The 24,461-nt window shown below is 58.1% G+C and carries 21 protein-coding genes; 10 read left to right on the top strand and 11 right to left on the bottom strand.

The features are described from left to right. Positions 1 to 132: 132 nt before the first annotated feature. From VB780_RS29145 to cheB, 3 genes are all read right to left on the bottom strand, one after another. Positions 133 to 1,638, bottom strand: a complete 1,506-nt coding sequence (locus VB780_RS29145; protein ID WP_323354700.1) for a CheR family methyltransferase — start codon at positions 1,636 to 1,638, stop codon at positions 133 to 135. 2 nt (positions 1,639 to 1,640) lie between these two features. Continuing rightward, positions 1,641 to 2,480 carry a pentapeptide repeat-containing protein gene (locus VB780_RS29140; protein WP_323354699.1) on the bottom strand — a complete coding sequence of 280 codons (840 nt, stop codon included), beginning with the start codon at positions 2,478 to 2,480 and terminating at the stop codon, positions 1,641 to 1,643. Positions 2,481 to 2,858: 378 nt separating this feature from the next. Next, positions 2,859 to 3,935, bottom strand: a complete 1,077-nt coding sequence (gene cheB / locus VB780_RS29135) for a chemotaxis-specific protein-glutamate methyltransferase CheB (protein ID WP_323354698.1) — start codon at positions 3,933 to 3,935, stop codon at positions 2,859 to 2,861. Positions 3,936 to 4,597: 662 nt separating this feature from the next. Here cheB and VB780_RS29130 point away from each other — a divergent pair. The 5 genes from VB780_RS29130 to VB780_RS29105 all read left to right on the top strand — a co-directional run bounded on the left by VB780_RS29130 (position 4,598) and on the right by VB780_RS29105 (position 11,126). After that, entirely contained in the window at positions 4,598 to 7,396 is a 2,799-nt protein-coding gene (locus tag VB780_RS29130) for a PAS domain S-box protein (protein WP_323354697.1), read from the top strand. A gap of 39 nt (positions 7,397 to 7,435) precedes the next feature. Continuing rightward, entirely contained in the window at positions 7,436 to 8,086 is a 651-nt protein-coding gene (locus VB780_RS31545; RefSeq protein WP_416349277.1) for a DUF1294 domain-containing protein, read from the top strand. Positions 8,087 to 8,129: 43 nt separating this feature from the next. Beyond that, positions 8,130 to 8,726, top strand: coding sequence for a Crp/Fnr family transcriptional regulator (locus tag VB780_RS29115; protein WP_323354696.1), 597 nt, complete (start codon positions 8,130 to 8,132; stop codon positions 8,724 to 8,726). A gap of 63 nt (positions 8,727 to 8,789) precedes the next feature. Continuing rightward, the gene (locus tag VB780_RS29110; RefSeq protein ID WP_323354695.1) at positions 8,790 to 9,227 is read left to right on the top strand and encodes an SRPBCC domain-containing protein; all 438 of its coding nucleotides are present in this window, start codon (positions 8,790 to 8,792) and stop codon (positions 9,225 to 9,227) included. 81 nt (positions 9,228 to 9,308) lie between these two features. Further along, positions 9,309 to 11,126, top strand: coding sequence for an ABC transporter ATP-binding protein (locus tag VB780_RS29105; protein WP_323354694.1), 1,818 nt, complete (start codon positions 9,309 to 9,311; stop codon positions 11,124 to 11,126). 69 nt (positions 11,127 to 11,195) lie between these two features. On the opposite strand, the gene VB780_RS29100 is transcribed toward VB780_RS29105, so the two are convergent. The 4 genes from VB780_RS29100 to VB780_RS29085 all read right to left on the bottom strand — a co-directional run bounded on the left by VB780_RS29100 (position 11,196) and on the right by VB780_RS29085 (position 12,817). Further along, complete coding sequence (locus tag VB780_RS29100; RefSeq protein WP_323354693.1) at positions 11,196 to 11,432, bottom strand: hypothetical protein; 237 nt, start codon at positions 11,430 to 11,432, stop codon at positions 11,196 to 11,198. A 78-nt stretch (positions 11,433 to 11,510) separates the two neighbouring features. Beyond that, on the bottom strand, positions 11,511 to 11,996 hold the full coding sequence (locus VB780_RS29095) for a hypothetical protein (protein WP_323354692.1): 486 nt from the start codon (positions 11,994 to 11,996) through the stop codon (positions 11,511 to 11,513). 225 nt (positions 11,997 to 12,221) lie between these two features. Continuing rightward, entirely contained in the window at positions 12,222 to 12,479 is a 258-nt protein-coding gene (locus VB780_RS29090) for a MoaD/ThiS family protein (protein ID WP_323354691.1), read from the bottom strand. Positions 12,480 to 12,526: 47 nt separating this feature from the next. After that, entirely contained in the window at positions 12,527 to 12,817 is a 291-nt protein-coding gene (locus VB780_RS29085) for a hypothetical protein (protein ID WP_323354690.1), read from the bottom strand. Between the two features lie 160 nt (positions 12,818 to 12,977). On the opposite strand from VB780_RS29085, the gene VB780_RS29080 reads away from it, so the two are divergent. Continuing rightward, the gene (locus VB780_RS29080) at positions 12,978 to 13,943 is read left to right on the top strand and encodes a DUF4349 domain-containing protein (RefSeq protein WP_323354689.1); all 966 of its coding nucleotides are present in this window, start codon (positions 12,978 to 12,980) and stop codon (positions 13,941 to 13,943) included. Between the two features lie 116 nt (positions 13,944 to 14,059). Here the strand turns inward: VB780_RS29080 and yfcF are convergent, their stop codons facing one another. Both yfcF and pheT read right to left on the bottom strand, forming a co-directional pair. Then, positions 14,060 to 14,683, bottom strand: a complete 624-nt coding sequence (yfcF, locus tag VB780_RS29075) for a glutathione transferase (protein WP_323354688.1) — start codon at positions 14,681 to 14,683, stop codon at positions 14,060 to 14,062. A 13-nt stretch (positions 14,684 to 14,696) separates the two neighbouring features. After that, on the bottom strand, positions 14,697 to 17,135 hold the full coding sequence (gene pheT / locus VB780_RS29070) for a phenylalanine--tRNA ligase subunit beta (protein ID WP_323354687.1): 2,439 nt from the start codon (positions 17,133 to 17,135) through the stop codon (positions 14,697 to 14,699). Positions 17,136 to 17,522: 387 nt separating this feature from the next. Between pheT and VB780_RS29065 the strand changes: the two genes are divergently transcribed. Continuing rightward, on the top strand, positions 17,523 to 19,112 hold the full coding sequence (locus VB780_RS29065) for a serine/threonine-protein kinase (RefSeq protein ID WP_323354686.1): 1,590 nt from the start codon (positions 17,523 to 17,525) through the stop codon (positions 19,110 to 19,112). Here VB780_RS29065 and VB780_RS29060 read toward each other — a convergent pair. Beyond that, entirely contained in the window at positions 19,109 to 20,281 is a 1,173-nt protein-coding gene (locus VB780_RS29060; protein ID WP_323354685.1) for an AI-2E family transporter, read from the bottom strand. The genes VB780_RS29065 and VB780_RS29060 overlap by 4 nt on opposite strands. A 227-nt stretch (positions 20,282 to 20,508) precedes the next feature. Between VB780_RS29060 and VB780_RS29055 the strand changes: the two genes are divergently transcribed. Together VB780_RS29055 and VB780_RS29050 are read left to right on the top strand one after the other, a co-directional pair. Continuing rightward, positions 20,509 to 21,219: a GDSL-type esterase/lipase family protein gene (locus tag VB780_RS29055; RefSeq protein WP_323354684.1), complete on the top strand. Its 711-nt coding sequence runs from the start codon at positions 20,509 to 20,511 to the stop codon at positions 21,217 to 21,219. Positions 21,220 to 21,363: 144 nt separating this feature from the next. Next, positions 21,364 to 22,788, top strand: a complete 1,425-nt coding sequence (locus VB780_RS29050) for a DUF2252 domain-containing protein (RefSeq protein ID WP_323354683.1) — start codon at positions 21,364 to 21,366, stop codon at positions 22,786 to 22,788. 7 nt (positions 22,789 to 22,795) lie between these two features. On the opposite strand, the gene VB780_RS29045 is transcribed toward VB780_RS29050, so the two are convergent. Continuing rightward, positions 22,796 to 23,329, bottom strand: a complete 534-nt coding sequence (locus VB780_RS29045; protein WP_323354682.1) for a RidA family protein — start codon at positions 23,327 to 23,329, stop codon at positions 22,796 to 22,798. Positions 23,330 to 23,456: 127 nt separating this feature from the next. Between VB780_RS29045 and VB780_RS29040 the strand changes: the two genes are divergently transcribed. Then, entirely contained in the window at positions 23,457 to 24,437 is a 981-nt protein-coding gene (locus VB780_RS29040; protein WP_323354681.1) for a sugar ABC transporter permease, read from the top strand. Positions 24,438 to 24,461: the final 24 nt, after the last annotated feature.

Genomic DNA, 24,461 nt, shown 5'->3' with positions numbered 1-24,461 from the left:
CAGTGGGATGGGTAATCAGCAATTTAGAGAAAATGTTGGAAATGTGTGTCGGTCATTACACAACTTAAAGGCTGCTAATGAGCTGTGTATAGGCCAGTTTTACGCGCTGTTGGGGCGAGATTGGTCCTGAGGCTAGGGGCGATCGCTGCCAGCGGCTTGCTTTTTGAGATGTTCTTGCCACTGGGCAACGGTGACATCGCTGTGGTCATCTAACAGCTGACCGGGCGGTAGTTTCGATAATAAAATGAGAGCGTGCTCGCGGGTTGTTTTAGCTTTCTCTGGCTGGTTAGCGCGATCGTAAATACTGGCTAGATCGAGATAGGCCTTAACGAAATCAGGGTCTAGGTAAATAATTTTTCGCAGGTGCCGTTTAGCGGTTTCTAGATCATTTTCATCTTCGGCAATTTGAGCCAGCAGATAGTGCATGTCGAGGTGGAGCGGGTGGTTCTGGATGACCTGCTGACAGAGTTGTTTGGCCTGGCTATAGCAGCCAGTGTTGGCGTAGGCACGGGCGGCAATTTTGCGGGCGGCGATGCAGTGCGGGTGAGCCTGGTAGAGCTGTTTAGCAGTTCGAATAGCGCTGGCGTAGTCGTCTTGTTGAAGAAACGCAGCGGCCTCTTCCAGGACTGCTTCTAAGCTTTTGTTGGGGTTGGAGGAGACAACTTTTAGGGGGGAGAGGCGAGCCGGTTGCGGGCTAGGCGTGCCCTGCCGCAGACCTGCTGTCGTAGATGCGGCGGGCAGGGGCAGAGCAGGCTGGGGCGGCTTTTGATAGACCACGGTTTCAGGGCAGCTCGTGACCTGAAACTGGCTGGTGTCTTGACCGTAGAGTTCGGTATGGCCGGTGAGTAGGTACCCCTGGGGAATCAGGGCTCGGTGAAATTTTTGAATAATTTGGCCGATCGCCTGGCGATCGAGGTAAATAAACACGTTGCGGCACAAAATCAGGTCTAGATCGCCTTGTCCCGGCACCAGACTAGGGCAGAGATCCTGGAGCAGATTGCCGACCTGAAAGACCACGTGCTGCTGAAGGCGATCGCAAATTTTGTAGACCTGCCCCTGGGCCTGAAAATATCGCTGCCGCAGATCGGCGGGCGTCTGCCGAAACGACCAGCTACCGTACAGCCCTGCTCGGGCGCTCTGGATAGCGGCGGTGCTAATGTCGGTGCCAATCAGCTGGGTATTCCACTGGTGCCACGGAAAATTGAGTTGGTCAAGGGCGATCGCGATCGAATACAGCTCTTCCCCCGTGGAGCAGCCCGCGCTCCAAATGCTTAGGCGGGGTTTGCTGCCCAGGGGGGCTGCCATCTGCTTGCGTTGCAGAATCTCGGGCAGGAGGCGATCGCTCAGCAGCCTGAGCTGGTTGCTGTCGCGAAAGAAATAGCTTTCGTTAACGGTCAAAATAGAGTACAGCTCTTGCCATTCAGACCGCGGCTGGTGAGGGTTGACACTACCCAGAACACTGGAGCTGTGGTCTAGCCCCTTGAGGTAGTCGTAGTAGTCGGCCAGGGAGGTCAGGCCCAGTGCCCTAGCCCGCAGCCAAACTTTGTCCGACAGCAGCTGAACATCTTGGAGGCGGATACACAGACCCGAGTGGTCGGCGATGAGCTGACTAATGCGCTTTAGGGTCAGATCGTCCATGGCTAGTTGAGCGCGCCCGAGTCAACGGTAATGGCGTCTCGGTCATGGCCCGGATGGGTTAAAATCAGCTGGCCCAGGTTGACGCGCCACAGGTTGGTTTTCTTAAAGTTGGCCCCCGCCAGTTGGGCATAGTCGAGGCAGGCTTCAGAGAGGTTTGCCCGAAACAGGTTGGCATTTTCTAGGGAGGCATTGCTGAGATCGGCCAGCCGCAGCACCGCCTCGCGCAGGTCAGCTTCGGTCAGGTCAGCGCCGCTCAGCACCGCTCTAAACAGGTTAGTGCCCACACAGCTGGCCCGCCGAAGATTGGCCTTGGCCATATTGGCTCCCATCAGGCTGGCGCAGTTCAAATTGGTTTGGCACAGGTTGGCATTGCACAGGTTGGAGTAATAAAAGGTGGTTCTGACCAGGTTGGCCGATTGCAGAATGGCCTCGCGCATATCGACTTCGTAAAAGTTAGACTCGCCCAGGTCAGCATCGTTGAGCAGCGTCTCTTGCATATCGGCTTTGTAAAAGTGCGAATGGCGCAGATTCGCATTGCTCAAATTGGCGGTGTAAAGGTTGGTTTTATAAAAGTCAACCATGCTCAGGTTGGCCCCTCTCAAATCGGCCATGCACAGATCACAGCGGTAGAGGGTTGACGACTCAAAATTGGCCCGAGCAAAAATGCTTTCTCGCAGATTGGCTTCGTAAAAGTTGGCGTGACGAAAGTCGATGCCAGGCAAATGCAGTTTGCCTAGATCGGCCCCCTGAAAGTCTGGCCTGATACCAGGATTGTGGAGCCGCCAGGCATTCCAGGTCTCTACTCCTTTATTGAGAATATCTAGATGTTCCGCGTTTGCCATAGATAGGTACTCCCTAAGTTACGCGTGGCGATCGCCCAACGGGAGCGCCCTACGTAAGGTGACGATGCCAAAAGAGACGTCAACAAAGGGGGATGATACGGTGGTGGCTAACCCTAGCAATGCCCAAAGGGCCGCAGGTCAATGGGTGCCAGGCCAAAAAATGCCTCAGCCTAACGGCTGAACAGTAGATCCTCAAAAAGCTCTGCGGCTAGCCCCAGCTACGGTGCCACAGCAGCTTACCCCATTCCAAAGTTTCCCCGATCGGAGGGTTTGTTAACGCTTGTTCATACAGTTGCGTAATTTCCTCAGCCGCTGCCGGGGCGATCGCAAGCCTCCGCTAGAAGGTACAGGGGACGTGCCTAACGATACGCCAGACTCCTAAGTGGAACTGTTAGCAAAAACCTGGCTGAGCAAAAAGGGGGCGATCGCGCCCAAGGGCAGCACCTGCTGAGCGGCCCCCAGGGCGATCGCCTCCTTGGGCATGCCAAACACCACGCAGCTTGCCTCGTCTTGGGCGATGGTCAGCCCCCCCGCCAGAGCCAGAGCATGGAGCCCGTCGGCTCCGTCGCGCCCCATGCCCGTGAGCAGCACGCCTATCGCCGACTGGCGGTAGTAGGCCGCTACCGACTTAAACATCACCGTCACCGAAGGACAGTGCCCGCACACTGGGTCACCTAGGGAGAGCTGTAGGCGACCGCCACCGTCGATTTCTAAATGGTGGTGCTCGGGGGGAAAGTAGGCCACCCCGGGCTGGGGCACTGTGCCGGGGGTGGCGATGGTGACCCGCAGGGCGCAGCTGCTGTCGAGCCAATTGACCAACCCCTGCAAAAACCCATGGCTAATATGCTGAACGCACACAATGGGCACCGGAAAGGTCTTAGGCAGCTGTTGCAAAATCGCCATCAAAGCCTGGGGGCCGCCGGTAGATGCGCCCAGGGCCAGCAGTCGGGGGCGTCTATGGAGCGGTGCGGTGGGCACCGATGCCCCTGGCAGAGCAGTGGGCAACGATAGCGGGGCCGAGCTGCGCCGTCGGTGGGTAAACACCGATACCCCCGCCAGCACCCGAATTTTTGCCAGCAGCTCAGTCTTGGTCTTCCCATCCTCCGAGGCGAGGCCGGTGCGCGGCTTGGGAAAAATATCGAGCGCCCCCGCTTCTAAGATGCGAAAGACGGTCTGGGTATCTTCTGGTTGCACCGAGGCGCTGATCACCAAAATGGGGCAGGGGCAGCGGGCCATGACCTCTTCGGTGAGTTCTAGCCCATTCATTTTGGGCATGTGCAGATCGGTGCAGATTAAGGTGGGCTTCACCGTCGGTATCATGGCCAGGGCCTCTTGGCCGTCACGGGCTACCCCTACCACCTCCATATCGGGTGCCTCTTTCAGAATGCGCTGCAAGAGCACCAGCGCTACGGGGGAATCTTCTACCAGTAATAATCGAATGGGGCCAGAGGGCATCTAGGTCTCTCTCGGAGAAGTCATGGACGAGTGGGTTTAGCGTCAGGGATCTGGGGTTGGGGGTGGCCCAGCACCTTTGGCCGCCTGGCGGCTGAGGATAGTCAGGATTGAGCCGTCACCTAGGGGGCGATCGCTGAAACTGCTGTGGCTCAGCTGAGTTAGCCGTGCTCAGCCGTACAGCCTGACCGCTGAGCACACCCATACGTAAGGTTTCCCCTCTGAGGCAGCCACTATCGCCGGGTTACACAACTCAGCACTGTCTGCTCAGCGTTAGGGGATGGCCTATGGTCGAAGCGGAACCAGTATAAAATACTACCAAAGATAGATGTGGGTAACTGAATTTAACAATTTATGAAAGGTGTCATTGCCTAGGGTAAACCACTAAAATAGAGCTGGGCAGATTGCCCTAGCACACCCTAAGTCTAAGGTGGTTTTCCCTGTCAGCACCCTCGACGTTGCACCAAAATTAATTCTTAAATTTTATGCAGTTTGATTGATTCCTCTCGTAGGGTGTAACTCGAGCGGAATGTTGCTGATAGGCTCGTTTAATTGTTTGTAATGGGTCTTTTGGGGGCAGCTTTAGCACTAAGACGTAGCGCAATACCCGCCCTCGACAGAGCTTTCAATGTTGTTAATTTGCTGATAGGCATTTGCAGTAAAGAATGGCATCATCCAGCGGTTTGGCCTTTTTAAGAAACGGGGGAGAGACAGGATCTCTGATTCGCGCCTTCAACTGGTCAGATACGCCCCTAGGGCCGATGGAAACCTGGCCCCACAGCCTTACCATTGCGCTGCAAATTTTGCTGTCTTCGCGGTTTCCCATGCAGATTTTGTGGGGGCCAGACTACATTCAGTTCTACAACGACGCCTATATTCCCATTGCGGGAAATAAGCATCCGGCGGGGATTGGTCAGCGGGGGGAAGATTGCTGGCAGGAAGTCTGGGATTTCTCGGGAGCCCTTTTGGATCAGGTGAGAACCACGGGTGAAGCGACCTGGTCTGAGGATCAGCCCATGATTTTGAACCGCAACGGTCGGGCTGAGGAGGGATACTTTACCTTTTCCTACACGCCGATTTGGGATAAGTCGGGCCAGGTGGGGGGCATTTTTATTGCCGTCAATGAAACCACTCAAAAAATCTTGGGTGAGCGGCGCGAACGGGCTCTGCGAGCTGAAGCCCAGGCCGTTAGCGAAAACTTAGAAAATGTCTTAACCAGCATCAGCGATGAGTTCATGATGTTGGACTCAAACTGGTGTTTCACCTACGTCAACGATCGCGCCGTTACCGCACTGCAAAAGCCTCGTCAAGATCTGCTGGGGCAGTCGATCTGGGCAGTGTTTCCCGAGGCGATCGCCACCCCCTTTTACGAGCAGTTGCACCGGGCCGTTGAGGCTCAGACCGTCACCAGTTTTGAGCTGTTCTCCGCCGTTGAAGGGCGCTGGCTCGAAAATCGGGTGTATCCCTTTGAGAATGGGGTGTCGCTGTTGCGGAGCGACATCAGCGATCGCAAAAACCTGGAGCAGGCTCTGCAAACCTCCCAAGAGCAGCTCAACAGCTTGCTCAACACGGCTCCGGCCTCCATCGCCCGCTGCCGCTTTTTTGCCGATCGCACCTACATCCTCGACTATCGCTCCGTCGGCTGTGAGGCCCTGACCGGCTATAGCCTGGCTGAGCTGACCCCAAAGATCTGGACGGCGCGCACCTTTACCGAAGACTGGGCCGCCAATGCCGACCGGATGTTTGATGCGGTGTTTGAGCAGCGCCCGATCACGGTGGAGTACCGCTTTCGCCACCAAGATGGCTCAATTCGGTGGATTGCCGACAGCCTCACCTCTCGCCGCGACGAGGCTCAAGACTGCTGGACGGTCACTCTGGTAGGCATTGACATCACCGCCCGCAGGCAGGCGGAAGATGCCCTGCGGGAGAGCGAAGAACGCTACCGGGTGCTGGCCGAGGCCATGCCCCAAATGGTCTGGATGGCCGATCGCACCGGCGTTCAATACTGGAACCAGCGCTGGTATGAGTACACGGGCATCTCAAAAAATGCCGCTGCCGGCATCGGCGGTACTAAAATTGTTCACCCCGACGAGCAGGTACGCACCCTGGAGCTGTGGCAGCAGGCGATCGAACAGGGCACTGGCTTTGAAATCGAACAGCGCATTCGCCGCCATGACGGAGTTTATCGCTGGTTTATCAATCGTGGGCTGCCGGTGCAAGATAGCCGCGGCGAAGTCACCCGCTGGGTGGGTACCATCACCGACGTAGACGACCAAAAACAGCTGGAAACCCAACGGTTCAGGCTGCTAGAGCAGGAGCGGGTGGCCCGAGAGGCCGCCGAGACCGCCAACCGCATCAAAGACGAGTTTCTGGCGGTGCTCTCCCACGAGCTGAGGTCGCCCCTCAACCCAATTTTGGGCTGGGCCAGGCTGCTGCGCACGGGCCAGCTCAACGAAGCCAAAGTTGAATACGCTTTAGAAACCATTGAGCGCAACGCCAAACTCCAGGCGCAGCTGATTGACGACCTGCTCGATGTGTCGCGGATCCTGCGCGGCAAGCTGGTGCTCAACAGCCTGCCCATTTCCCTGACGATGATCATTCAAGAAGCTCTAGAAACCGTAAGCGCCATTGGTGAGGCCAAGGGCGTACAGCTCGACACCGAGCTTGACCGTTCCCCCTCTAAAGTGTTGGGAGACCCCAATCGACTCAAGCAGGTGGTTTGGAACCTGCTGTCCAATGCCGTGAAGTTTACGCCTCAGGGCGGGCACGTCACAGTGCGGCTAGACTATGGAGACAGCTGGGCGCAGATTCAGGTGAGCGATACTGGCAAAGGCATTGCCCCTGAGTTTCTCCCCCATGTATTCGATCGCTTCAGGCAGGCCGACAGCACCACCACCCGAGATTTTGGCGGGCTGGGGCTGGGGCTGGCGATCGCCCACCAGATTGTAGATCTGCACCACGGCACCATTCAGGCCGCCAGCCCCGGCGAAAATCAGGGGGCCACCTTTACGGTGCGGTTCCCAGTCATGGTTGATGCGGTAGATATGCCAGCGGAGACTGGCCCTCCCGTGGTGATGGGCAACTTGCAAAACATTCACGTTTTAATCGTTGAGGATGACGCCGACAGCCGCGATTTAATCACCACGACGCTTCAGCAATTGGGCGCTCAGGTAACGGCTCTGCCCTCAGCTGCCGCTGCGATTACGGCCCTCTCTCAGATGAAACCCGACATTTTAATTAGCGACATTGGCATGCCCGGCATGGATGGCTACATGCTGATGCAGCAAATTCGAGCGGTGACCCGTACCCAGCAAATTCCGGCGATCGCCCTGACCTCCTACACTAGCGAGATCGACCAGCAAAAGGTGTTAGCTGCCGGGTTTCAAAAGCATTTGCCCAAACCCATGGAGTCGGCCCAGCTGGTTGAGGCGATCGCAACGCTGGTGCAACGTGGCTCTGCGTAGCAGTTTCAAGGGATGGTTCCTGAAGGTTAGAATTCACCTATGAGATCTAACCTTTGCAGCGGAAAACTCACTCAATGGAATGACGATCGCGGATTTGGGTTCATTCAACCGGCTGGCGGCGGTAAAGATGTTTTTCTCCATGTTTCTGAGCTAAAAAATACAACCCGCCGCCCTCGGGAAAATGACACGATCTGCTACTACTGCGTGCTTAACTCAGAGGGCAAGCCCCGCGCTGTCAATGCGTTTATTGCCGGGGCAAAAGGGCCATCGGGGACTTCGCCAAGGGCTGCCGCTAAGGGCAATGACAAGCCAAGCGAAAGGTCATACTCACGCCTGCCAATCGCTGAGCTACTGCTGCTGTTGGCGTTTCCTTTGGCGGGTGCAGCTCATTTTGCTGGGCTAACAGGTAACCCGCTGCCGCTGGTGCTCTATCCTCTGATGAGTATCGTCACCTATTTTGTCTATGCCGACGACAAGACACGGGCTAAGAAAAAAGTTTGGCGAACCTCTGAACAAACACTGCATTTCTGTGAATTGATTGGCGGTTGGCCTGGCGGGTTTGTCGCTCAGCAAGTACTGCGTCATAAGAGCCAAAAACCGTCTTACCAAGCCGAGTTTTGGGCGATTGTTGTCATTCACTACATTGCCTGGTTGGCCTGGCTGTTTTTAGGAAAAACGCTCGTCGGTTAGTCAGCAGAACGTTGTGCAATAGCAGTTTTGAAACCCCTGCCTCATGCGTGAGCCACTAGGTCTATTTATTCACAACATCTTTCCCCAGTTCACCATGGATTGGTCGCTGGTGGAGCCGTATTTGGAGAAGCGATCGCTCAAAAAAGGCGATTTTTTGCTACAAGAAGGCGACCCCTGCGACTTTGTGGGATTGACCCTGCACGGCTGTCTGAGAATGTTCTTTTTGAAGGACGGCAAAGAGCTGACGCTGTTTTTTTGCCCAGAGGGTTTTCCCCTGGGCGACTACCAAAATCTGCGGCTACAGCGACCCGCGATTTTTTCCTGCCAGGCGATCGAAGACTCTGACGTGCTGATGCTGAACCGACAGGTGTTGGCCGTGTTGGAGAACGCCCCTGAAGGGCCACAGCTGATGCGGCGAGTGGTGGAATTTTTGGCCTTTCGGCTGCGCGATCGCCTGCTGTCGCTCTATCGCGATACCCCAGAGCAGCGCTACCTAGCGATGATGGAGGCGGAGCCCGACCTGTTGCAGCGGGTGCCCCAGCACTACATCGCCTCGTATCTGGGCCTAGAGCCCGAATCGCTCAGCCGCCTTAAGCGTCGGGTGTACGAGCGGCGACTAGCTGAACAGTCAAAGCCTTAACCCACGTCAAGGCGCGCCGGGTGAGGAGCTTCCTACTATGGGGATGTTGCAAGTGAAGCACCCATGGATATCAACCCCAACGCCCCCGTCAGCGCCCGCCACCAGATCACTATCAATGCTCCCATTGAGACTGTCTGGCAAATCTTGACCGACATCGAACAGTGGCCAACCTGGAACGCTCATATTTCTGCGGCTACCCTGGCGGGGCCAATACAACCCGGCTCCACCTTTCGCTGGAAGGCCAACGGGACCGGAATTTTTTCAACCCTGCAAACGGTTGAGCCCCACCGCCACCTGAGCTGGACGGGTAAAGTCATCGGCACCCATGCCATCCACACCTGGGATCTAGAGCCCATGGGCGATGCTGTGGTGGTGACAACCGCAGAATCCTTTGAGGGCTGGCTGGTGCGGTTAACCAAGGGCATGATGCAAACCACCCTCGACACCTCCCTAGTGGCTTGGTTAAACAATCTCAAGCGCAAGGCCGAAGCGAATCTCTGATCACAAAAGCCTTGCAGAATCCGGAATCCTGTGTTGTAGTATGTATACTACAAAATACTCGCCCGCAGGACGGTTACCGTCATGGCTTCCTTTCAACACGTGCTTCGATACTACAGTCGCTACCACCGGGCTGCGATCTGGAGCATTACCGCCAGCAGCCTGTTTCAGGTGGTGGATTTGGCGGTGCCCTACAGCATTGGCCAGTTGCTCAACGTGCTCTCAGACCAGCCCATTGACCCCCTGAGTCAGGGCATGGTCGATCGGGTAGCGGCAGTGGTGAGGTATCCGGCTGGGCCAGGACTGGCGATCGCCCTCTTTCTAGCCATTATCTTTTTGGCCACCGTAATCCGCGCCCCCATCCAGCCCTGGCTGGCCGACTGGTTCCACTGGGATATTGCCCTGCGCACCCGGCGCGACCACAGCCACTCGGTGATTCGCAAGCTGCTGACCCTGCCCCTGGGGTACTACGACCTGCACAACCCCGGTCGCATTTCCGGACGGGTGGCGCGGGGGCTGTCTAACCACACCTGGACCTATCCTGAAATTGCCGGACAGCTGATTCCTAAGCTGGTGCGCATTACGGGCATTTTCGTGATCATCTGGTGGATTGACTGGCGGATCGCGCTGATCTTTCTGGTATCGTTCATCGGCATTCTCAGCTTCAGCCTGAAGGATCTGATTCGCCTGAACAAAAAAGAGCAGGCCCTCGACACCTACATGGAAAACACCGAAAGCCGCACCTCGGAGATCATCACCAACATCAAAACGGTGAAGGCCTTCGCGGCGGAGGGGAATGAACTGCGGCGGCAGAGCCAGCGCTTGCAGCGCGAGTTCGCTGTGGTGATTCGGGTGATTCACAAGGGCTATGTCATTCTGGGCACCTGGCAGGATTTCATCATTCAAAGCTGCGTGTTTGGTCTGCTGGTGCTCACCCTGCTGGCCACCCTGCGGGGGCACATTTCCCTGGGGCACTTTATCACCACCCTGACGGTGTCGAGCATGGCCTATTCCGAACTAGAGCCGATTAGCAACCTTGGCGAGGTCTTTGCCCGCCGCTACGCCTCAATGCTGCGCTTCCATGAATTTATGGAAGAGCCCCTGGGTACCGACGCGGTGAACCTGACCGACGCCCCCGAAAGCCTGCCCACCTACCAGTTCACCGGCAAGGTGCACTTTGACCAGGTGAGCTTTGGCTACGATGCCGAAAAGCCGGTGCTGCAAGGCATTGATCTGCTGATCGAGCCCTACCAAACGGTGGCCCTGGTGGGGCGATCGGGTTCGGGTAAGTCAACCCTGGTGAAGCTGCTGTTTCGCTACTTTGACCCCCACAGTGGCCGCATTTTGATCGATGGCGAAGACATTCGCCAGCTGGATGTGACGGGGTATCGGAAGCGGCTGGCGATCGTTCACCAGGAAGTGGACGTGTTTAATGGCACCCTACTCGACAACCTCAAGTACGGCAACCCCACCGCATCCATGGAGCAGGTCAACGAAGCCTGCCGCATCGCTCGGGTCGATGAGTTCATTCATCGCCTGCCCAAGGGATACTACACCGTGGTGGGTGAGCGGGGGGTGCGGCTCTCGGGCGGTCAGCGACAGCGGTTGGGCATTGCCCGCGCCCTGCTGGTCAACCCCGACGTGCTGGTGTTTGACGAGGCGACCTCTAGCCTTGACTACGAGTCGGAGCGATCGATTCAGCTAGCGATGCGCTCTATCTTGGGCACCCGCACCACGATCATCATTGCCCACCGCCTGAGTACGGTGCGCGAAGCCGACAAGATCGTGGTGCTAGAGGAGGGCCGCATTGCCGAAGTGGGTAACCACGAACAACTGCTGGCCCACGGTGGCATCTACCACCGCCTGCATGTGCTCCAAGAAACTGGCGAAATGGTGAGCTAAGCGAAGGCCGCTGGATCTAATCGATCCAGCGGCTTTTTTCTATCCAGCAGCTTAAATTGGCCGAAAGTCTTAGGGCAGGGGGCCAATGCGCGCCAGGATCGATAGACGGTTGCGGGCGGCGCTGACCACAGCATCGACGCCGAGGCCTCCGACGACAACAGCGGCCAACGTGGCTCCCAGTTTGCGATCGCCCTCAGCGGTGGCAAGTATGGCGATCGCTAAGACGATAAACAACAGGCCAACCATAGCGGTGACCCATCGGTAGGTGCGCGATCGCATGCCTTTAGGTAGCTCAGGCTTTTCCATCGCTTGACCAGTGAACAGATAGCTTCCCTAACATACCCATAGACCGATAGGGATCGGTCTACCGGCCTCAACTAGGAGCTAGCGCGGGCGCACCTTTTGCCTAAAATGCTCGATATCCACCACTTTAGGAGCAGCGGAGCTAGCTAGACCGGTAGCCAACCCCAGTTCTGAAGCGTTAGCCTCAACGGGCATCAGCACAAACTGACCCATAAAGCTGCACCCGTGACCCACCAGATGAATCACCTGAGGAGCCACCGCCGTCCCCGGTTGTACCCAGCTGACCCCATGGTGGTTGATGATTAGGTGCTTATCACGTAGGGTTCGGCCCACGCCGTGGTCGTCAAAGTACTGTAGAATCTTGCGAATAGTTTGAAATGACAAATGCAGGCGCAGGCGGCTAATTGCGCGAATTTCGAGAATTTGCTCCCAAGAGTAGAGCACCTCTGTCCGGGGCGAGTCTCCCACTCGCTGGGGCACGATGATGCCGGTTTTTTCCAGGTAGGCGAGACGACCGGGGCTGCTGCGGGCTAAGACAACGGCATGGCGGCGAGGAAACCAGTCCATAGCGGGCGCTCCAACACAAACGCTAGATATGGGGCCAACACAATCAACTCTACGCCATGGGTATGGAAATGTCCGGAGTGTAATGAACCTTTTGGGAGCTTTTGCAATCCTTTAAAAACAAAAAAATTGGGGATCGCCTGCCCTTCCTGTGATGCAGCGACTCTAACGTTTCTTTAAGTTTTCTGCGCGAAACAGAACTTTTGCTTTAGAGCGTTTGTACTGGCGTTAGCCGCCGCTCACTGGAGGAATCAGCACCACTTCGTCGCCGTCGTGCAGTGGGGTATCGTCGGCCACGAACTGAAGGTTGAGGCCCAGGCGAGTGCGATCGCGCCAGGGTTCCAGCTTTGGGTGCTCGGCTAGGGCGCGATCGCGTACGGCTCCAACTGTAGCCTCTTCAGGAAGCTGCCACTGCACCTCAGGCTGGCCGTAGGCTTCCTGGTAAATAGCAAAGAGCTTGACGGTTACGGTAATGGCGTTTGGCACTGGGGGCGATCGCTCCTATCCATGAAATCCTAAAATCCTGCCGTGGGCTACTGAGCCATGTCCCCGCCAGCCAGGCGAGAAACTACCGTTTGAATCGCCGGGGCAAGAGCCTGGAGTACTGGCGACAAAATGACCACACTCCCCGCCGTAATGATGATGGTGCGCGCCGTGGTCAAATTATCCCGCTGAAACTGAAAGAACCGCTCATCCCAGCGCTGCACCTCGGTTTTTAGCTCCTGGCGACTTTGCTCAAACCGCTGTTCCATATCGGCCTGTAGGTCGCTTATCTGTTGAGCGATATCAGCTAAGGTGAGCTCTCTGTCAGGGGTTGTGGTCATGGGCGCTCCTGTTATAGTTCAAATTTTAAGCCAAAGTACCCCGGCTTGCAGGGCGACAGACCATAGCGTTCCCAGTTGGTTTCACTATTGGTAACCTCGGCCCTGGCCTCTAAATGTCTAGGCCATAGTAAAGCCATCCGAGTTTGGCTTAGGCGACCCGATGACCTGTTCTACCTTTCTCCGCGCTCACCGTGCTCAGTTTTTAGCGATCGCCCTGGGGGCTGCCCTGGTAGGTGGCTGCGCCAGCGCGCCCAATATGGCCAGCCAGCCAGAGGCTATGGCCCCAGAATCTGGCGCAGTGTTGGGCGATGCTGGAGCGCCTGCCAACCAGGCGATCGCCCCCGAGGCAGAATCAGCGGCTTCTGATGTGGCGAGGGGTGGTGGCATTATTGAACCAGCCCCCAACGACATCGGGCAGCCTGCGCCTCAGCTGGTGAAGCAGGCCAGCCTAGTGCTGGTACTGACAGATATTGACGCTGCCGTAGACCAGGTACAAACCATTCTTCGGCAGGCCCAGGGAGATATGCTGAGCCTGCAAGACAACCGTTCTCCCGAAGGGACTGCCCAGCAGGTGTCGCTGACACTGCGAGTACCTCAGGCAGAGCTAGACAATGTGCTCAATGCCCTTCGCCCCCTAGGTACTGTGCAGCAGCAGTCGCTCACCGCTGAAGATGTGTCGAGCCAGCTGGTGGATCTCGACGCTCGGCTGAAGAATCTGCGCCAGTCGGAAGCGGCGCTGCTGAAAATTATGGAGCGATCGGGCGAAATCTCCCACGTTTTAGAGGTAGCGCGGGAGCTTAGCACTGTGCGCGAGGCGATCGAGCGCATGGCTGCTCAGCAGCAAAACCTCAAGCGGCAGGTGGCCTTTTCACAGATTTACCTCACCCTGCAAAGCCCCGTGACGCAAGTAACCCCGCTGCGGCCTGTCGGAGAAACCCTAGGCAACACCTGGGAATCGGCAACTCAGTCGGTGAAAGCGTTTACCGTTAGCGGGCTAAAGCTGGGACTCTGGCTGCTGGCCTTTAGCCCCTATTGGGTGCTGTTGGCAGCGCTCGGCTACGGCGGCTATCGGCTGTGGCACCACCACACCGTAAGGCCAGAGACCGCTGACGCCGAGAATGGTTAGTCTGGTCGGGGTAAGGGGGATACTTCGGCTGAATCACTCGTTGGCACGTTGAAACATTGGCAGGTTCAGACGCGCTAACGAGAATATTAGGCTCTGCGCTGATTCGAAGCCAATGCTCAGCACTGGCGGTTGACCCAGGTTTGAACCGAGGGTCGTTGCCACTGGTGCCTGGCATAGTCGGCCAACCGTTCTGGCACCGGGTCGCCGTTGAAAACGAGCCGGTTGAGCATCAGAGCCAGATCGGTATCGGCGATGCACCATTCGCCAAATAGCGCTAGGGAGTCGTGAGGCAGCAGCGTATCGGCGATCGCAAACAGCTTTTCTGCCGCCGCCTTAGCCTGGTCAGACAGCGGTGTCTCGATGGGCTGCAAGAAAACCACCTCCGTGGGCCGTTCTGCCCGCAGGGCCATCAGGTCGCTGCGCAGCCACGCCTGAATCTGTCTGGCCTGGGCGCGATCGCGCAAATCGCGGGGATAGATAGGATCGTCTGGAAACAGATCTTCGAGATATTCTGCGATCGCCGATGACTCAGCCAGGCTAAACCCCTGCTGCACCAGTGTGGGAACTCGCTGTATAGGAGAAACTGCCGTAAAAGACGGTGCTCTATGCTCCGCCGCCGCCAGATTCACCGTCTGCATGTCAAAGGCAATCCCCTTCTCGTGCAGTGCCACAAACGCCGACAGCGCGTAAGGGCTGATGAACTGGGCATCAACATAGAGCAGAAAGTCAGCGTTTGCCATCTCGATTGCCCTCCTAGCTCCGCAGGGTGACGCCAAACTGTTTCTCTAGGGTAACGCGCACCTTTTTGTGCACCGGGTCAACGGCGTCATCGGTGAGGGTTTGGTCGGGGGAGCGGTAGACCAGGCGAAAGGCGAGGCTGCGCTGGCCCTGGGGCACGCTTTCGCCCCGGTACTCATCGAACAGTGCGACGGACTCTAGCAATTTGCCCCCGGCTTTGGTCATGGTTGTGGTTAGGTCAGCAACGGAAACCTCTAGGGGAGCATAGAAGGCCAGGTCGCGATCGCTGGCCGGGAAGGTGGAATAGGCCGCAAACTTCACCGACTTTTGCAGTACCGGCACCAGACAGGTCTCCAGCGCCGACCAGTTGAGCTGAAACACATACACCTCAGCGGGCAGCTGCCGCTGCTGCCGCAGTTGGGGATGGAGCTGGCCAAAGCGGCCTAGCTCTAAGCGCCCTCGCACCCAAAGCGATGCGGTTCGACCGGGGTGAAAGCGCGGGTCAGTGCTGTCGGCGCGGTAGTCAACCGCCAGACCGAGGCGATTAAACACCCCGTCGAGAATGCCCTTGGCCTCGTACCAGGTGAGGGGCTGATCTTGACCGCTGGTCACCCACTGGCTCGATCGCCCGTCGCCGCCGACAATGCCGCCCACCGCTTCGGCCTCGTGGATGCCGCTCTCGTCTTGCCAGAAAATATGGCCGATCTCAAAGCCATTGAGGGGGCCGTTGCCCTGGTTAAGGTTAAATTCGTAGGCGTCAATCAGCCCATCCACCAAATCTTGGCGCAGCGCGGAGTATTCAGGAAAAAGCGGGTTGGCGAGGGTGACTTGGCGATCGCTAATCGGTTTAGTCAACGAATAGTGCAGCAGCTCCGTCAGCCCAGCAGCCCGAAACGTCTCCCGCACCTTGCGGCGCAGGCCCGCCTCGACCGACAAAAAGCCGCCGATCGCCTTGTGGGGCAAGGTATCGGCAAAGTGGTTGTAGCCGTAGAGGCGAGCCACTTCTTCAATTAAGTCCACCTCACGCTCCAGATCCCGGTAGCGGTAGGGGGGGACAGTTACAGCCCACACACCCGTCTCGTCGGTTGGGGCGACCTGGCAGCCCAGGGTTTCTAGCAGCTTTTGAATGGTTTCAGGAGGTAGGTCTTGGGGTTGGTCGCCCAGATTGATCACCTGGCCCAGCAGTTGGGTTACTCGGATTAGCCGTAGGGTGATCACCCGTTCGGGGATAGCTGCCCCGAGGGAAGTGGTGCCGGTGGTTTGGGCAACGACGGTGGCTCCAGCCAGTTCTTGCAGGAGTTGCAGGGCGCGATCGCAGGCCAGCCCCAATTCCGCCGGGTTGACGCCGCGCTCGTAGCGGGCCGAAGCCTCGGTGCGCAACCCCTGACTGCGTGCCGACTTGCGAATCGCCGCCGCGTCAAAAAAGGCCGCCTCTAGCATCACCGCTACGGTGCCCTCGTGTACTTCAGTGGCTTCGCCGCCCATCACCCCCGCCAGGGCCACGGGCTGGTCGTTGGCGGTAATTAATAGAGTCTCGGGCTGAAGCTGGCGTTTTTGGCTATCCAGGGTCACTAGAGTTTCGCCGGGCTGGGCGTAGCGAACACCGAGGTTGAGGGTGTCTCCAGTGGTCAGCAGGCGATCGCGATCGAAGGCGTGCAGGGGCTGGCCCCACTCCAGCAGCACGTAGTTCGTCACATCCACCACATTATTAATGGGGCGAGTACCCGCCGCCACCAGCCGCTGCTGCAACCACTGGGGCGACGGGCCGAGGTCAATGTTCTCCAGCACCGTGCCGATGTAGATCGGGCAGGCTTTCTCGTCGGGTAGGGCGATCGCCGGAGCCGTGGTGCTTTTCGCGATCGCAGGCGCTTGGGTCACCGGCAGATGCAGCTCGGCCCCTGTAATCGCCGCCACTTCGCGGGCGATACCCACCATGCTCAGGGCGTCGGCCCGGTTAGCGGTGGAGGTGACATCGAGAATCACATCGTCGAGACCGAGCAGGGGGCGCACGTCTTGCCCCAGCTCCAGGCTGTCGGCTTCAAAAATATGAATGCCCTCAGAATCCTTCGCCAAGCCCAGCTCCGCCAGGGAGCAGATCATTCCTGAGGAGGGTACACCGCGCAGCTTGCGGGGCTTGATGGTCAAATCAACCACCGGCAGGTAGGTGTCTACGGTGGCCACTGCCACGTAAATGTCGGCTCGCACGTTGGCGGCCCCGCACACTATAGTTGAAGTATCGGCCTCGCCAATATCGACCTGGCAGACGCTGAGTTTGTCGGCATCGGGGTGAGGGGTGCGATCTACCACTCGGCCCACGACTACACCATCGGCCCAGGTGCGTCTATCTTCAATATCTTCAACCTCGAACCCGGCCATGGTCAGGGCATCGGCCAGCTCTTCGGCAGAAAGCTGGACATTGACATATTCATTGAGCCAGTTCAGGGATATGCGCATGGTGGGGCTGTCTTGACCGTTAAAAAAGCTAGAAGACTGTGGTTTATTGCCCAAACATTCTACCCTGTGGGCATTGCATCTACCCAAGGGTGACCCACCGCCCCGCTGCAACCCTGGCTCACTGTTGAGAATGGGGATCAGGAGTTCATCGACTTTTTACATTTCCCCTAGATTTCGGGCGAAAGTATATATCCCTTTGGGTGAATGCTATAACCCCTCTCTGAAACAGGGAATAATTGGGGTAATGTGGCATTACCGAAAGGGGTCGGCCCTCCCAAGCGTCGCGATCGCGGCCTTGGGGCTTCCCTGTCATTGCCCCGCTGCTGGTTAACTAACCGCCTGCCGTGGCCTTCGGGCCTCGTCTAGATATCCACCATTCTGGGCCGCATGAGCTACTGCATCAACCCTGATTGTTCTAAGCCTAAGAACCCCCCCACGGTTAACCAATGTCAAACGTGCGGGGCAGATCTCCTGCTGCGGGGCCGCTACCGGATGATTCGCGCCCTGGGCCGGGGTGGCTTTGGGGCAACTTTTCTGGCCCGCGACGAGCTGCTGCCGGGCAAACCGCCCTGCGTGATTAAGCAGCTGCGCCCCTCCGCCGAAGCGCCCCACGTGCTCGAGATGGCGCGCGATCTATTTAAACGAGAAGCCAAAATCTTGGGGATGATCGGCAACCACCCCCAGCTGCCTCGCCTGCTCGACTACTTTGAGAGCGGGACAGAGTTTTTTCTGGTGCAGGAATATATCAACGGCCTCACCCTTCAGCAGGAGGTCAAGCGCGGTGGCCCGTTTACCGAAGCTGGCGTCAAGCAATTCCTCAGCGAAATCTTGGCGATGGTGCAGTACGTCCACGACAACCACGTCATTCACCGCGACATTAAGCCCGCCAACATCATCCGCCGCGACCAGGATAAAAAACTGGTGCTGATTGACTTTGGGGCGGTAAAAGATAAAGTCAATCCAATCCAGGCTGCCAACTCTGACCAGACCGCCCTGACCGCCTACGCCATTGGCACCCCCGGCTACGCGCCGCCCGAGCAAATGGCCATGCGCCCCGTCTACGCCAGCGACATCTATGCCCTGGGGGTAACTTGCATTTATCTGCTGGCGGCGAAGGCTCCTAAAGACCTCAACTACGACCCCAATACCGGGGAGCTGCTGTGGCGCGAGCATGTCCACATCAGCGACCACTTTGCGGGCGTGCTGCAAAAGATGCTGGAGATTTCGGTCAAGCATCGCTACCAAACCATTGAGGCCATCCACCGGGATCTAGACCTAGAACCCTACATGGAAAGCCTGGCCCAGAACATGGCCTTTCCAACGTCATCGGGGCCGGCCACCAGCGGGTACAGCAATGGCCAGGGGCCGGTCAGTGGCTCCTCGATTCCCGCTATCGGCAACTCAGGGGGCGGCTCTCCGTCGTCTCGCATGGCGGCGGCCATTCGGGCCCGGCGGGAGCGATCGCATTCGGGAGCCAGGAGCGTCGCTCCCCTAGTGCCAACTCAAAACGGGTCACCCACCCCGCGGAAAGCTACCCCTGCCGCTGCCGCGCTGTCGTCCGAAGACGTCAAGCAAAAGTACACCAAGGGGCGGCGCGACTTTTCGCTGCAGACCTTTAAAGACCTCGATCTACAGCGCACCCTGCTGATCGAAGCCAACTTCAACCAGTCGAAACTGCCCAGCGCCAACTTCCAGGGCTCTGACCTCAGCAACGCCAACTTTGGCCGCGCCAACCTGTGTAAAGCAACCCTGCGCAACGCCAAGTTGGTCAAGGCCTACTTCCACTACGCCAACCTGGAGGGAGCCGACCTGCGCGGGGCGAACCTGGCCCACGCCTGTCTGTCAAACGCTAACCTGCGCGGGGCGAACCTCTGCGGAGCCGACCTGACGGGAGCGCTGATCTCTGCCGACCAGCTGGCGTCGGCGCGCACCAACTGGTCTACGGTAATGCCCAACGGTCGCCGCGGGGTGCTCTAGGGCAGCGCTGCCGCCTGGGTCGAGCCTGCGCCGGGGCTGACGCCGGTTTCAGCCTCTGGAATCGCTTGGCGAGAATTGCGCAGCGCCACCAGCGCTTCTTTAATAATGACGGCGGCGGGGACGGCCACAATTACCCCCAGCAGCCCCCCAACCCTAGCCCCCGACAAAATGGCAATAAAAACCCAGAAGGGGTTGAGCCCGGTAACGCTACCCAGCACCCGAGGGGCAATGCCATTTTCGACCAGCTGCTGCACAATCACGGCGGCAATCAGCATGGGGATGGCAATCTTGATATCCCGCAGGGCCACCAGCAGGGTGACAATGATTAGCCCGACGGTGCCGCCAAAGGGCACCAGCGCCAGCAGCCCCACCGTGAGGCCAAACAGTGAGCCAAAGGGCACGTTGAGCAGCCCAAAAATAATCGTCAGGGCGGTGCCAAAGCAGCTGGCGACAATGAACTGCCCTAAAAAGTAGTTGCGAAAGCTTTGGCGCAGCGTCTCTGAAAACGGCTGCTGCAGGCGGGTGGGCAGCAGGCCCACCACCCCTCCCCAGACCTCTTCGCCGTGCTGAAGCAGGTAGAAGGTGAGCACCACGGTCAGCACGACGTCGAGCAGCTTGTTGGCGGTAAACACCGCCACGTTGATGGTGAGGTTGAGGGCTTCCCCAGCGATCGACTGAATCTCGCGCTTGAGGCGATCGCTAGTCTGCGTAATCAGCCCGTCGAGGTTGATGGGCCAGCCCCATTCGGCCATCTGACCGTCGAGCACCATGAGCTGGGTTTTGCCCGAGTCAAACCAGTCGGGCAGGCGCACCACGAGCTGCTGCCCCTGGTCAATAACAAAGGGCAGCACAATGATGGCCAGCCCGGAAAACCCAACGAGGGCCAGCACCAGCACCAGGCCCGCAGCCAGGCCGCGCTTGAGGCCAAGGGTTTCGAGACGGCCCATGGGGTAGCTGAGCAAAAATGCCAGCAGGCCCGCAATCAGCACGGTGACTAAAATTGAGCGGAAATAGCCAAAAATAATCGACACCGCCCATACATTGAGGACGAGCAGCGGGGTGGCCAGCAGCACTAGGGCTGACTGTGCCATCGGGCTCAGCTCTTCCCACCAGCGGGCTAGCCAGCTTTTGGCGATGGGCTCGTCACCGTGGGCTACACCGTACTCCATACGTCTGCTTAGGGTTGGCTAGGGTCAATCGAGGCGCGGCCGTTACGGCCATCTACAGCCTAAGGCAAAGCAGCGGATTTCAGACTTGGGCGATCGCTCTTTTTTGTTGGCGGGGTCAAGATTGCCTCTGGCATTGGACACCCCAAAGGGTAATATGTAAACAATTTAAACAAACCCAGCCCAGTCACCTCCAATTAGCTCAGTTCATTCTCTAAGCTACATAACCTATGCTTGCTTCCCATCCCAGCCCCACCTCAGGGATTACTCTCAAGCAGCCCCACCCCCAAAAGGTGCTGGTGCTGGGCGATAGTCTGGTGTACGGCTTTGGCGACCCCGAAGGCGGCGGCTGGGTTGAGCGTCTGCGCCGGTTGACCATGGCCCCAGGCCGTGAGGGGGCCGTGTTTTATAACCTAGGCGTGCGGGGGGATGGGGTCAGCCAGGTGAAACGGCGCCTCGACGATGAGTTTCGCAACCGGGGTGAGCTGCGTAACCGAGTGCCCGATTTGCTGGTGCTGTCGGTGGGCCTCAACGACTCGGCTCGGGTGGGCAACACCCTGGGTCGCAACCGCACCGACTTTGACGAGTTTCAAGAACAGATGGAAGCCCTGCTGAACCAGGCGCGGCGGCTGTGCCCGGTGCTGTTTGTGGGCATGACGCCGGTCAATGAGCAGGCCATGCCCTTCTCAGAGGTGCTGTACTACACCCACAGCGACCAGTGGCGCTACCGCGAGGCCACCCGCCTGGCCTGCACCAGCCATAATATTCCCTACCTCGATGTGCTAAACCTTTGGCTGGGCCGGGGGGAGCCCTGGTGGCTGCCGCTGCTTTCTGCCGACGGCCTGCACCCCAATGTGGCGGGCTACCGGGCACTGCTGCACGACATTTTGACCTGGGATGCCTTTCAAACCGCTGTAGATTTGCCGGTTGGGTCTCTCTAGAGGGATCCAGTGGATTCTCTTGCTGCTCCTGCTGAGGCTGGTTTGTTCGGCGGGAGGAGGGAATAGGCAAAATCTTTCCTGAGGCGGTGGTGGGCTATATTCCAGTGCTAACCTTTAGGCTTATCTCTTTGTCGCTGCACTCCTATGCCAGTTGCCAAAAAACCGGCTACGCTGCCCTTGGTTGAGACAACCGCCCAAGACTACCCGTCGGTGACCGATCGCATAGCGGCTGGCAAAGCGTTACGACAGCGGGTTAAGCGCTCTGAGCTAGGGGTCTACGAGCCGCCCCAAAATCGCCCCGATCTGGTCGGTGTACTCAAAGCCCAGGCCAAAGATCGCGTACCAGATCTAGTGCCCATTCGCCACGGACGCATGCTGGCTTCTCCCTTTGCCTATCTGCGGGGTTCAGCCGCAGTGATGATGGCAGACACTGCCTCGGCCCCCACTACGGGCATCCAGGTTCAGACCTGTGGCGATATGCATGTGTCTAACTTTGGGGTGTTTGCCTCGGCGGAGCGCAACCTGGTGTTTGCCATCAATGACTTCGACGACACCTACCCCGGCCCCTGGGAGTGGGATTTGAAACGACTGGCGACCAGTGCCGTGGTGGCCGGACGTCACCTGGGGTGTGATGGCCCTCTCTGCGAAGCGGCGGTACAGGCCACGGTAATCTCCTACGCTGAACACCTGCGTACCTATGCCGATATGGGCTACCTCGATCTGTGGTACGACACCATTACCGATGAGGAACTGCTGCAAAAGCTGCCCGACAGCGCCGAGAAATATACCCAGCGCATGCTGGACAAGGCCCGCGATCGCAACCACCTGCAAGTGCTCGATCAGATGACCGATCTGGTGGACGATCGCCACCACATTGTTGAAGACCCTCCGCTTGTAGTCCGGGCCGAAACCCTAAAAGAGTCGGCCATGGCGGCATCTCTAGAACTACTGCTGCAAGACTACTTTGAATCGCTGGGTGGCGATCGCCGGTTTTTGCTGTCGCGCTACCGGGTGATCGACGTGGCTCGCCGGGTCGTTGGGGTGGGCAGCGTCGGCACCCGCTGCTGGGTGATTTACCTAGAGGGCAAAGACGCCAGCGACCCCCTCTTTTTGCAGGTCAAAGAGGCTCAAGGTTCGGTACTGGCCCCCTACTCAAAGGAGCTGTGCGACTATCGCCTACCCGACAACCACGAGGGACGGCGGGTGGTGATTGGCCAAAAGCTGATCCAGGGTTCTCCCGATATTTTTCTGGGCTGGGGTGAGCTGGATGGAATTCAATACTACATTCGCCAGCTGCGCGATATGAAGGGCGGCTTTAAGCTAGAACCCGGCAAATTTCAGGCGGCTAACCTACCTGACTACTGCGCCCTCTGCGGCTGGGCCTTAGCCCTGGCCCATGCTAAGTCGGGGGATGCCGCCATGCTTTCGGGCTATGTGGGCAAAGGCAACGTTCTGGCCAAAGCCATGACCACCTTTGCCGAAGCCTACGCCGACCAAAACGAACGAGACTATGAGTATCTGGTGAAAGCGGCAGACCAGGGGCTGATTCCGGTGGCCTACGAAGATTAGAGTTTGGCTAGTCCAGGCAGCCCTCATCTAGGTCTGTACCCGTCATCGAAGGAAAGGCCGCAGGTTGAACGGGACGACCTAGAATCATCGCCTGGGGGCGAGCCGCTGGCGCTGGCTGAGCCCCTTCACACAGAGCATCAACCTCAATCTCGACCAGCATATCGGGGTTCATCAGGGCTGGAATTTCGACGGTGGTATTGACCGGGGGATGATCGGCAAATAGCTCGTGGTGGGCCTGGGCAACCTCTTCCCAGCGGCTCATATCGGTGAGGTAGATGCGGGTGCGCACCACGTCGCTGAGGCTGGCATCCAGGTCGGCTAAGGCCTGCTGGATGATTTCAAAGCAGCGCTTGGTTTGGGCGTAGGCATCGCCGGGGGCAAAGGTACCCCCCTGGCCATCGCTGGGGGCGGTGCCCGAGACAAAAATCTGCTGGCCCACCCGCAGTGCCCGGCAGTAGCCGACTTTTTCTTCCCACGGAGTGCCCGAAAATGCTCGCTGCCGCGCCATTGCCCTGCCCAAAATAAAAACAAGCCTCAGCATAGCCTCTCTGAGGGGTGTCGGGCGGTTCAATAGTTTGGCCTGTCGGGAATCGGGATTATATGATGCGGATTTGGTATGAGGCCCAGGGCAAGGTAACGTCAAAACTAACGAAAGCTCCCGCAAGTCTATGGCTGTTTTCTCAAGGATAGGAATGGCGGTACTGGCCATTTTGGTCGGTAGCGGTGGAGTAATCGCGCTATTTTACGGGGCGATCGCGCTAGTAGAGCGCCTTGCCCAAGGCAAGCTCAAGCAGCGCCTGTTGCCCTGGGTCTTTTTGGCTCCGGCCCTGCTGCTGCTGCTGGCCTACCTGGTCATACCGACAATTTTGACGGTTTATGTCAGCTTGCTGGACGCACGCTCCCAAACCTTCGTCGGCCTCAGCAACTACATCTCCCTCGTTACCGACAAGGGTATGGGCGAGGCCTTTCGGAACAACATTCTCTGGCTGGTGGGGGTGACGGGGGTGAGCGTCAGCCTGGGGCTGCTGATTGCGGTGCTGGCCGACCGGGTGCGCTACGAAGCAGTGCCCAAGACACTGATCTTTTTGCCCATGGCGATCTCCTTTGTGGGAGCCAGCGTGATCTGGAAGTTTATCTACGCCTTTCGCCCGGCGGGGACGGCCCAGATTGGCCTGCTCAATGGAGTGATTACCGCGCTGGGCTTTGAGCCGGTGGGCTGGCTGGTTGAGCGATCGCTCAACAACTTTGCCCTGATCGCCATTATGATTTGGCTGCAAACGGGCTTTTGTATGGTGCTGCTCTCGGCGGCGGTCAAGGGCATTCCCCACGAAATTCTAGAGGCGGCACGTATGGACGGGGCCAACGAGATACAGATTTTCTGGCGTATTGTCGTGCCGATGATTCGCTCCACTATTCTGGTGGTCTCGACTACCACCGTGCTGCTGGTGCTCAAAGTGTTCGACATTGTGTACGTGATGACGGCGGGCAACCAGGGCACCGAGGTAATCGCCAGCCGCATGTTTAAGGAGATGTTCAGCTTTCGCCACTACGGCCAGGGCAGTGCGATCGCCGTGATTCTGCTGCTCGCCGTCATCCCTATCATGGTCGTCAACATCCGCGAATTCCGCCAACCAAACGCCACCCGCTAACTCCCCCACTTCCTCACCTTCCTC

This window comes from Leptolyngbya sp. CCNP1308 (genome assembly GCF_034932455.1).
Classification (GTDB): domain Bacteria; phylum Cyanobacteriota; class Cyanobacteriia; order Phormidesmidales; family Phormidesmidaceae; genus Nodosilinea.
Note: the sequence above shows the minus strand (reverse complement) of the source record. Positions and strands in the feature narration are given on the sequence as shown.

Bases quoted from the DNA above. Each gene is read 5' to 3' on its own strand.
- VB780_RS29065 (WP_323354686.1), top strand. From the start codon at position 17,523: ATGAGCTACTGCATCAACCCTGATTGTTCTAAGCCTAAGAACCCCCCC.
- VB780_RS29045 (WP_323354682.1), bottom strand. From the start codon at position 23,329: ATGCTGAGGCTTGTTTTTATTTTGGGCAGGGCAATGGCGCGGCAGCGA.
- VB780_RS29060 (WP_323354685.1), bottom strand. From the start codon at position 20,281: ATGGAGTACGGTGTAGCCCACGGTGACGAGCCCATCGCCAAAAGCTGG.
- VB780_RS29130 (WP_323354697.1), top strand. From the start codon at position 4,598: ATGGCATCATCCAGCGGTTTGGCCTTTTTAAGAAACGGGGGAGAGACA.
- VB780_RS29055 (WP_323354684.1), top strand. From the start codon at position 20,509: ATGCTTGCTTCCCATCCCAGCCCCACCTCAGGGATTACTCTCAAGCAG.
- VB780_RS29110 (WP_323354695.1), top strand. From the start codon at position 8,790: ATGGATATCAACCCCAACGCCCCCGTCAGCGCCCGCCACCAGATCACT.
- VB780_RS29145 (WP_323354700.1), bottom strand. From the start codon at position 1,638: ATGGACGATCTGACCCTAAAGCGCATTAGTCAGCTCATCGCCGACCAC.
- VB780_RS29085 (WP_323354690.1), bottom strand. From the start codon at position 12,817: ATGACCACAACCCCTGACAGAGAGCTCACCTTAGCTGATATCGCTCAA.
- VB780_RS31545 (WP_416349277.1), top strand. From the start codon at position 7,436: ATGAGATCTAACCTTTGCAGCGGAAAACTCACTCAATGGAATGACGAT.
- yfcF (WP_323354688.1), bottom strand. From the start codon at position 14,683: ATGGCAAACGCTGACTTTCTGCTCTATGTTGATGCCCAGTTCATCAGC.
- pheT (WP_323354687.1), bottom strand. From the start codon at position 17,135: ATGCGCATATCCCTGAACTGGCTCAATGAATATGTCAATGTCCAGCTT.
- VB780_RS29100 (WP_323354693.1), bottom strand. From the start codon at position 11,432: ATGGAAAAGCCTGAGCTACCTAAAGGCATGCGATCGCGCACCTACCGA.
- cheB (WP_323354698.1), bottom strand. From the start codon at position 3,935: ATGCCCTCTGGCCCCATTCGATTATTACTGGTAGAAGATTCCCCCGTA.
- VB780_RS29080 (WP_323354689.1), top strand. From the start codon at position 12,978: ATGACCTGTTCTACCTTTCTCCGCGCTCACCGTGCTCAGTTTTTAGCG.
- VB780_RS29105 (WP_323354694.1), top strand. From the start codon at position 9,309: ATGGCTTCCTTTCAACACGTGCTTCGATACTACAGTCGCTACCACCGG.
- VB780_RS29095 (WP_323354692.1), bottom strand. From the start codon at position 11,996: ATGGACTGGTTTCCTCGCCGCCATGCCGTTGTCTTAGCCCGCAGCAGC.
- VB780_RS29115 (WP_323354696.1), top strand. From the start codon at position 8,130: ATGCGTGAGCCACTAGGTCTATTTATTCACAACATCTTTCCCCAGTTC.
- VB780_RS29140 (WP_323354699.1), bottom strand. From the start codon at position 2,480: ATGGCAAACGCGGAACATCTAGATATTCTCAATAAAGGAGTAGAGACC.
- VB780_RS29040 (WP_323354681.1), top strand. From the start codon at position 23,457: ATGGCTGTTTTCTCAAGGATAGGAATGGCGGTACTGGCCATTTTGGTC.
- VB780_RS29050 (WP_323354683.1), top strand. From the start codon at position 21,364: ATGCCAGTTGCCAAAAAACCGGCTACGCTGCCCTTGGTTGAGACAACC.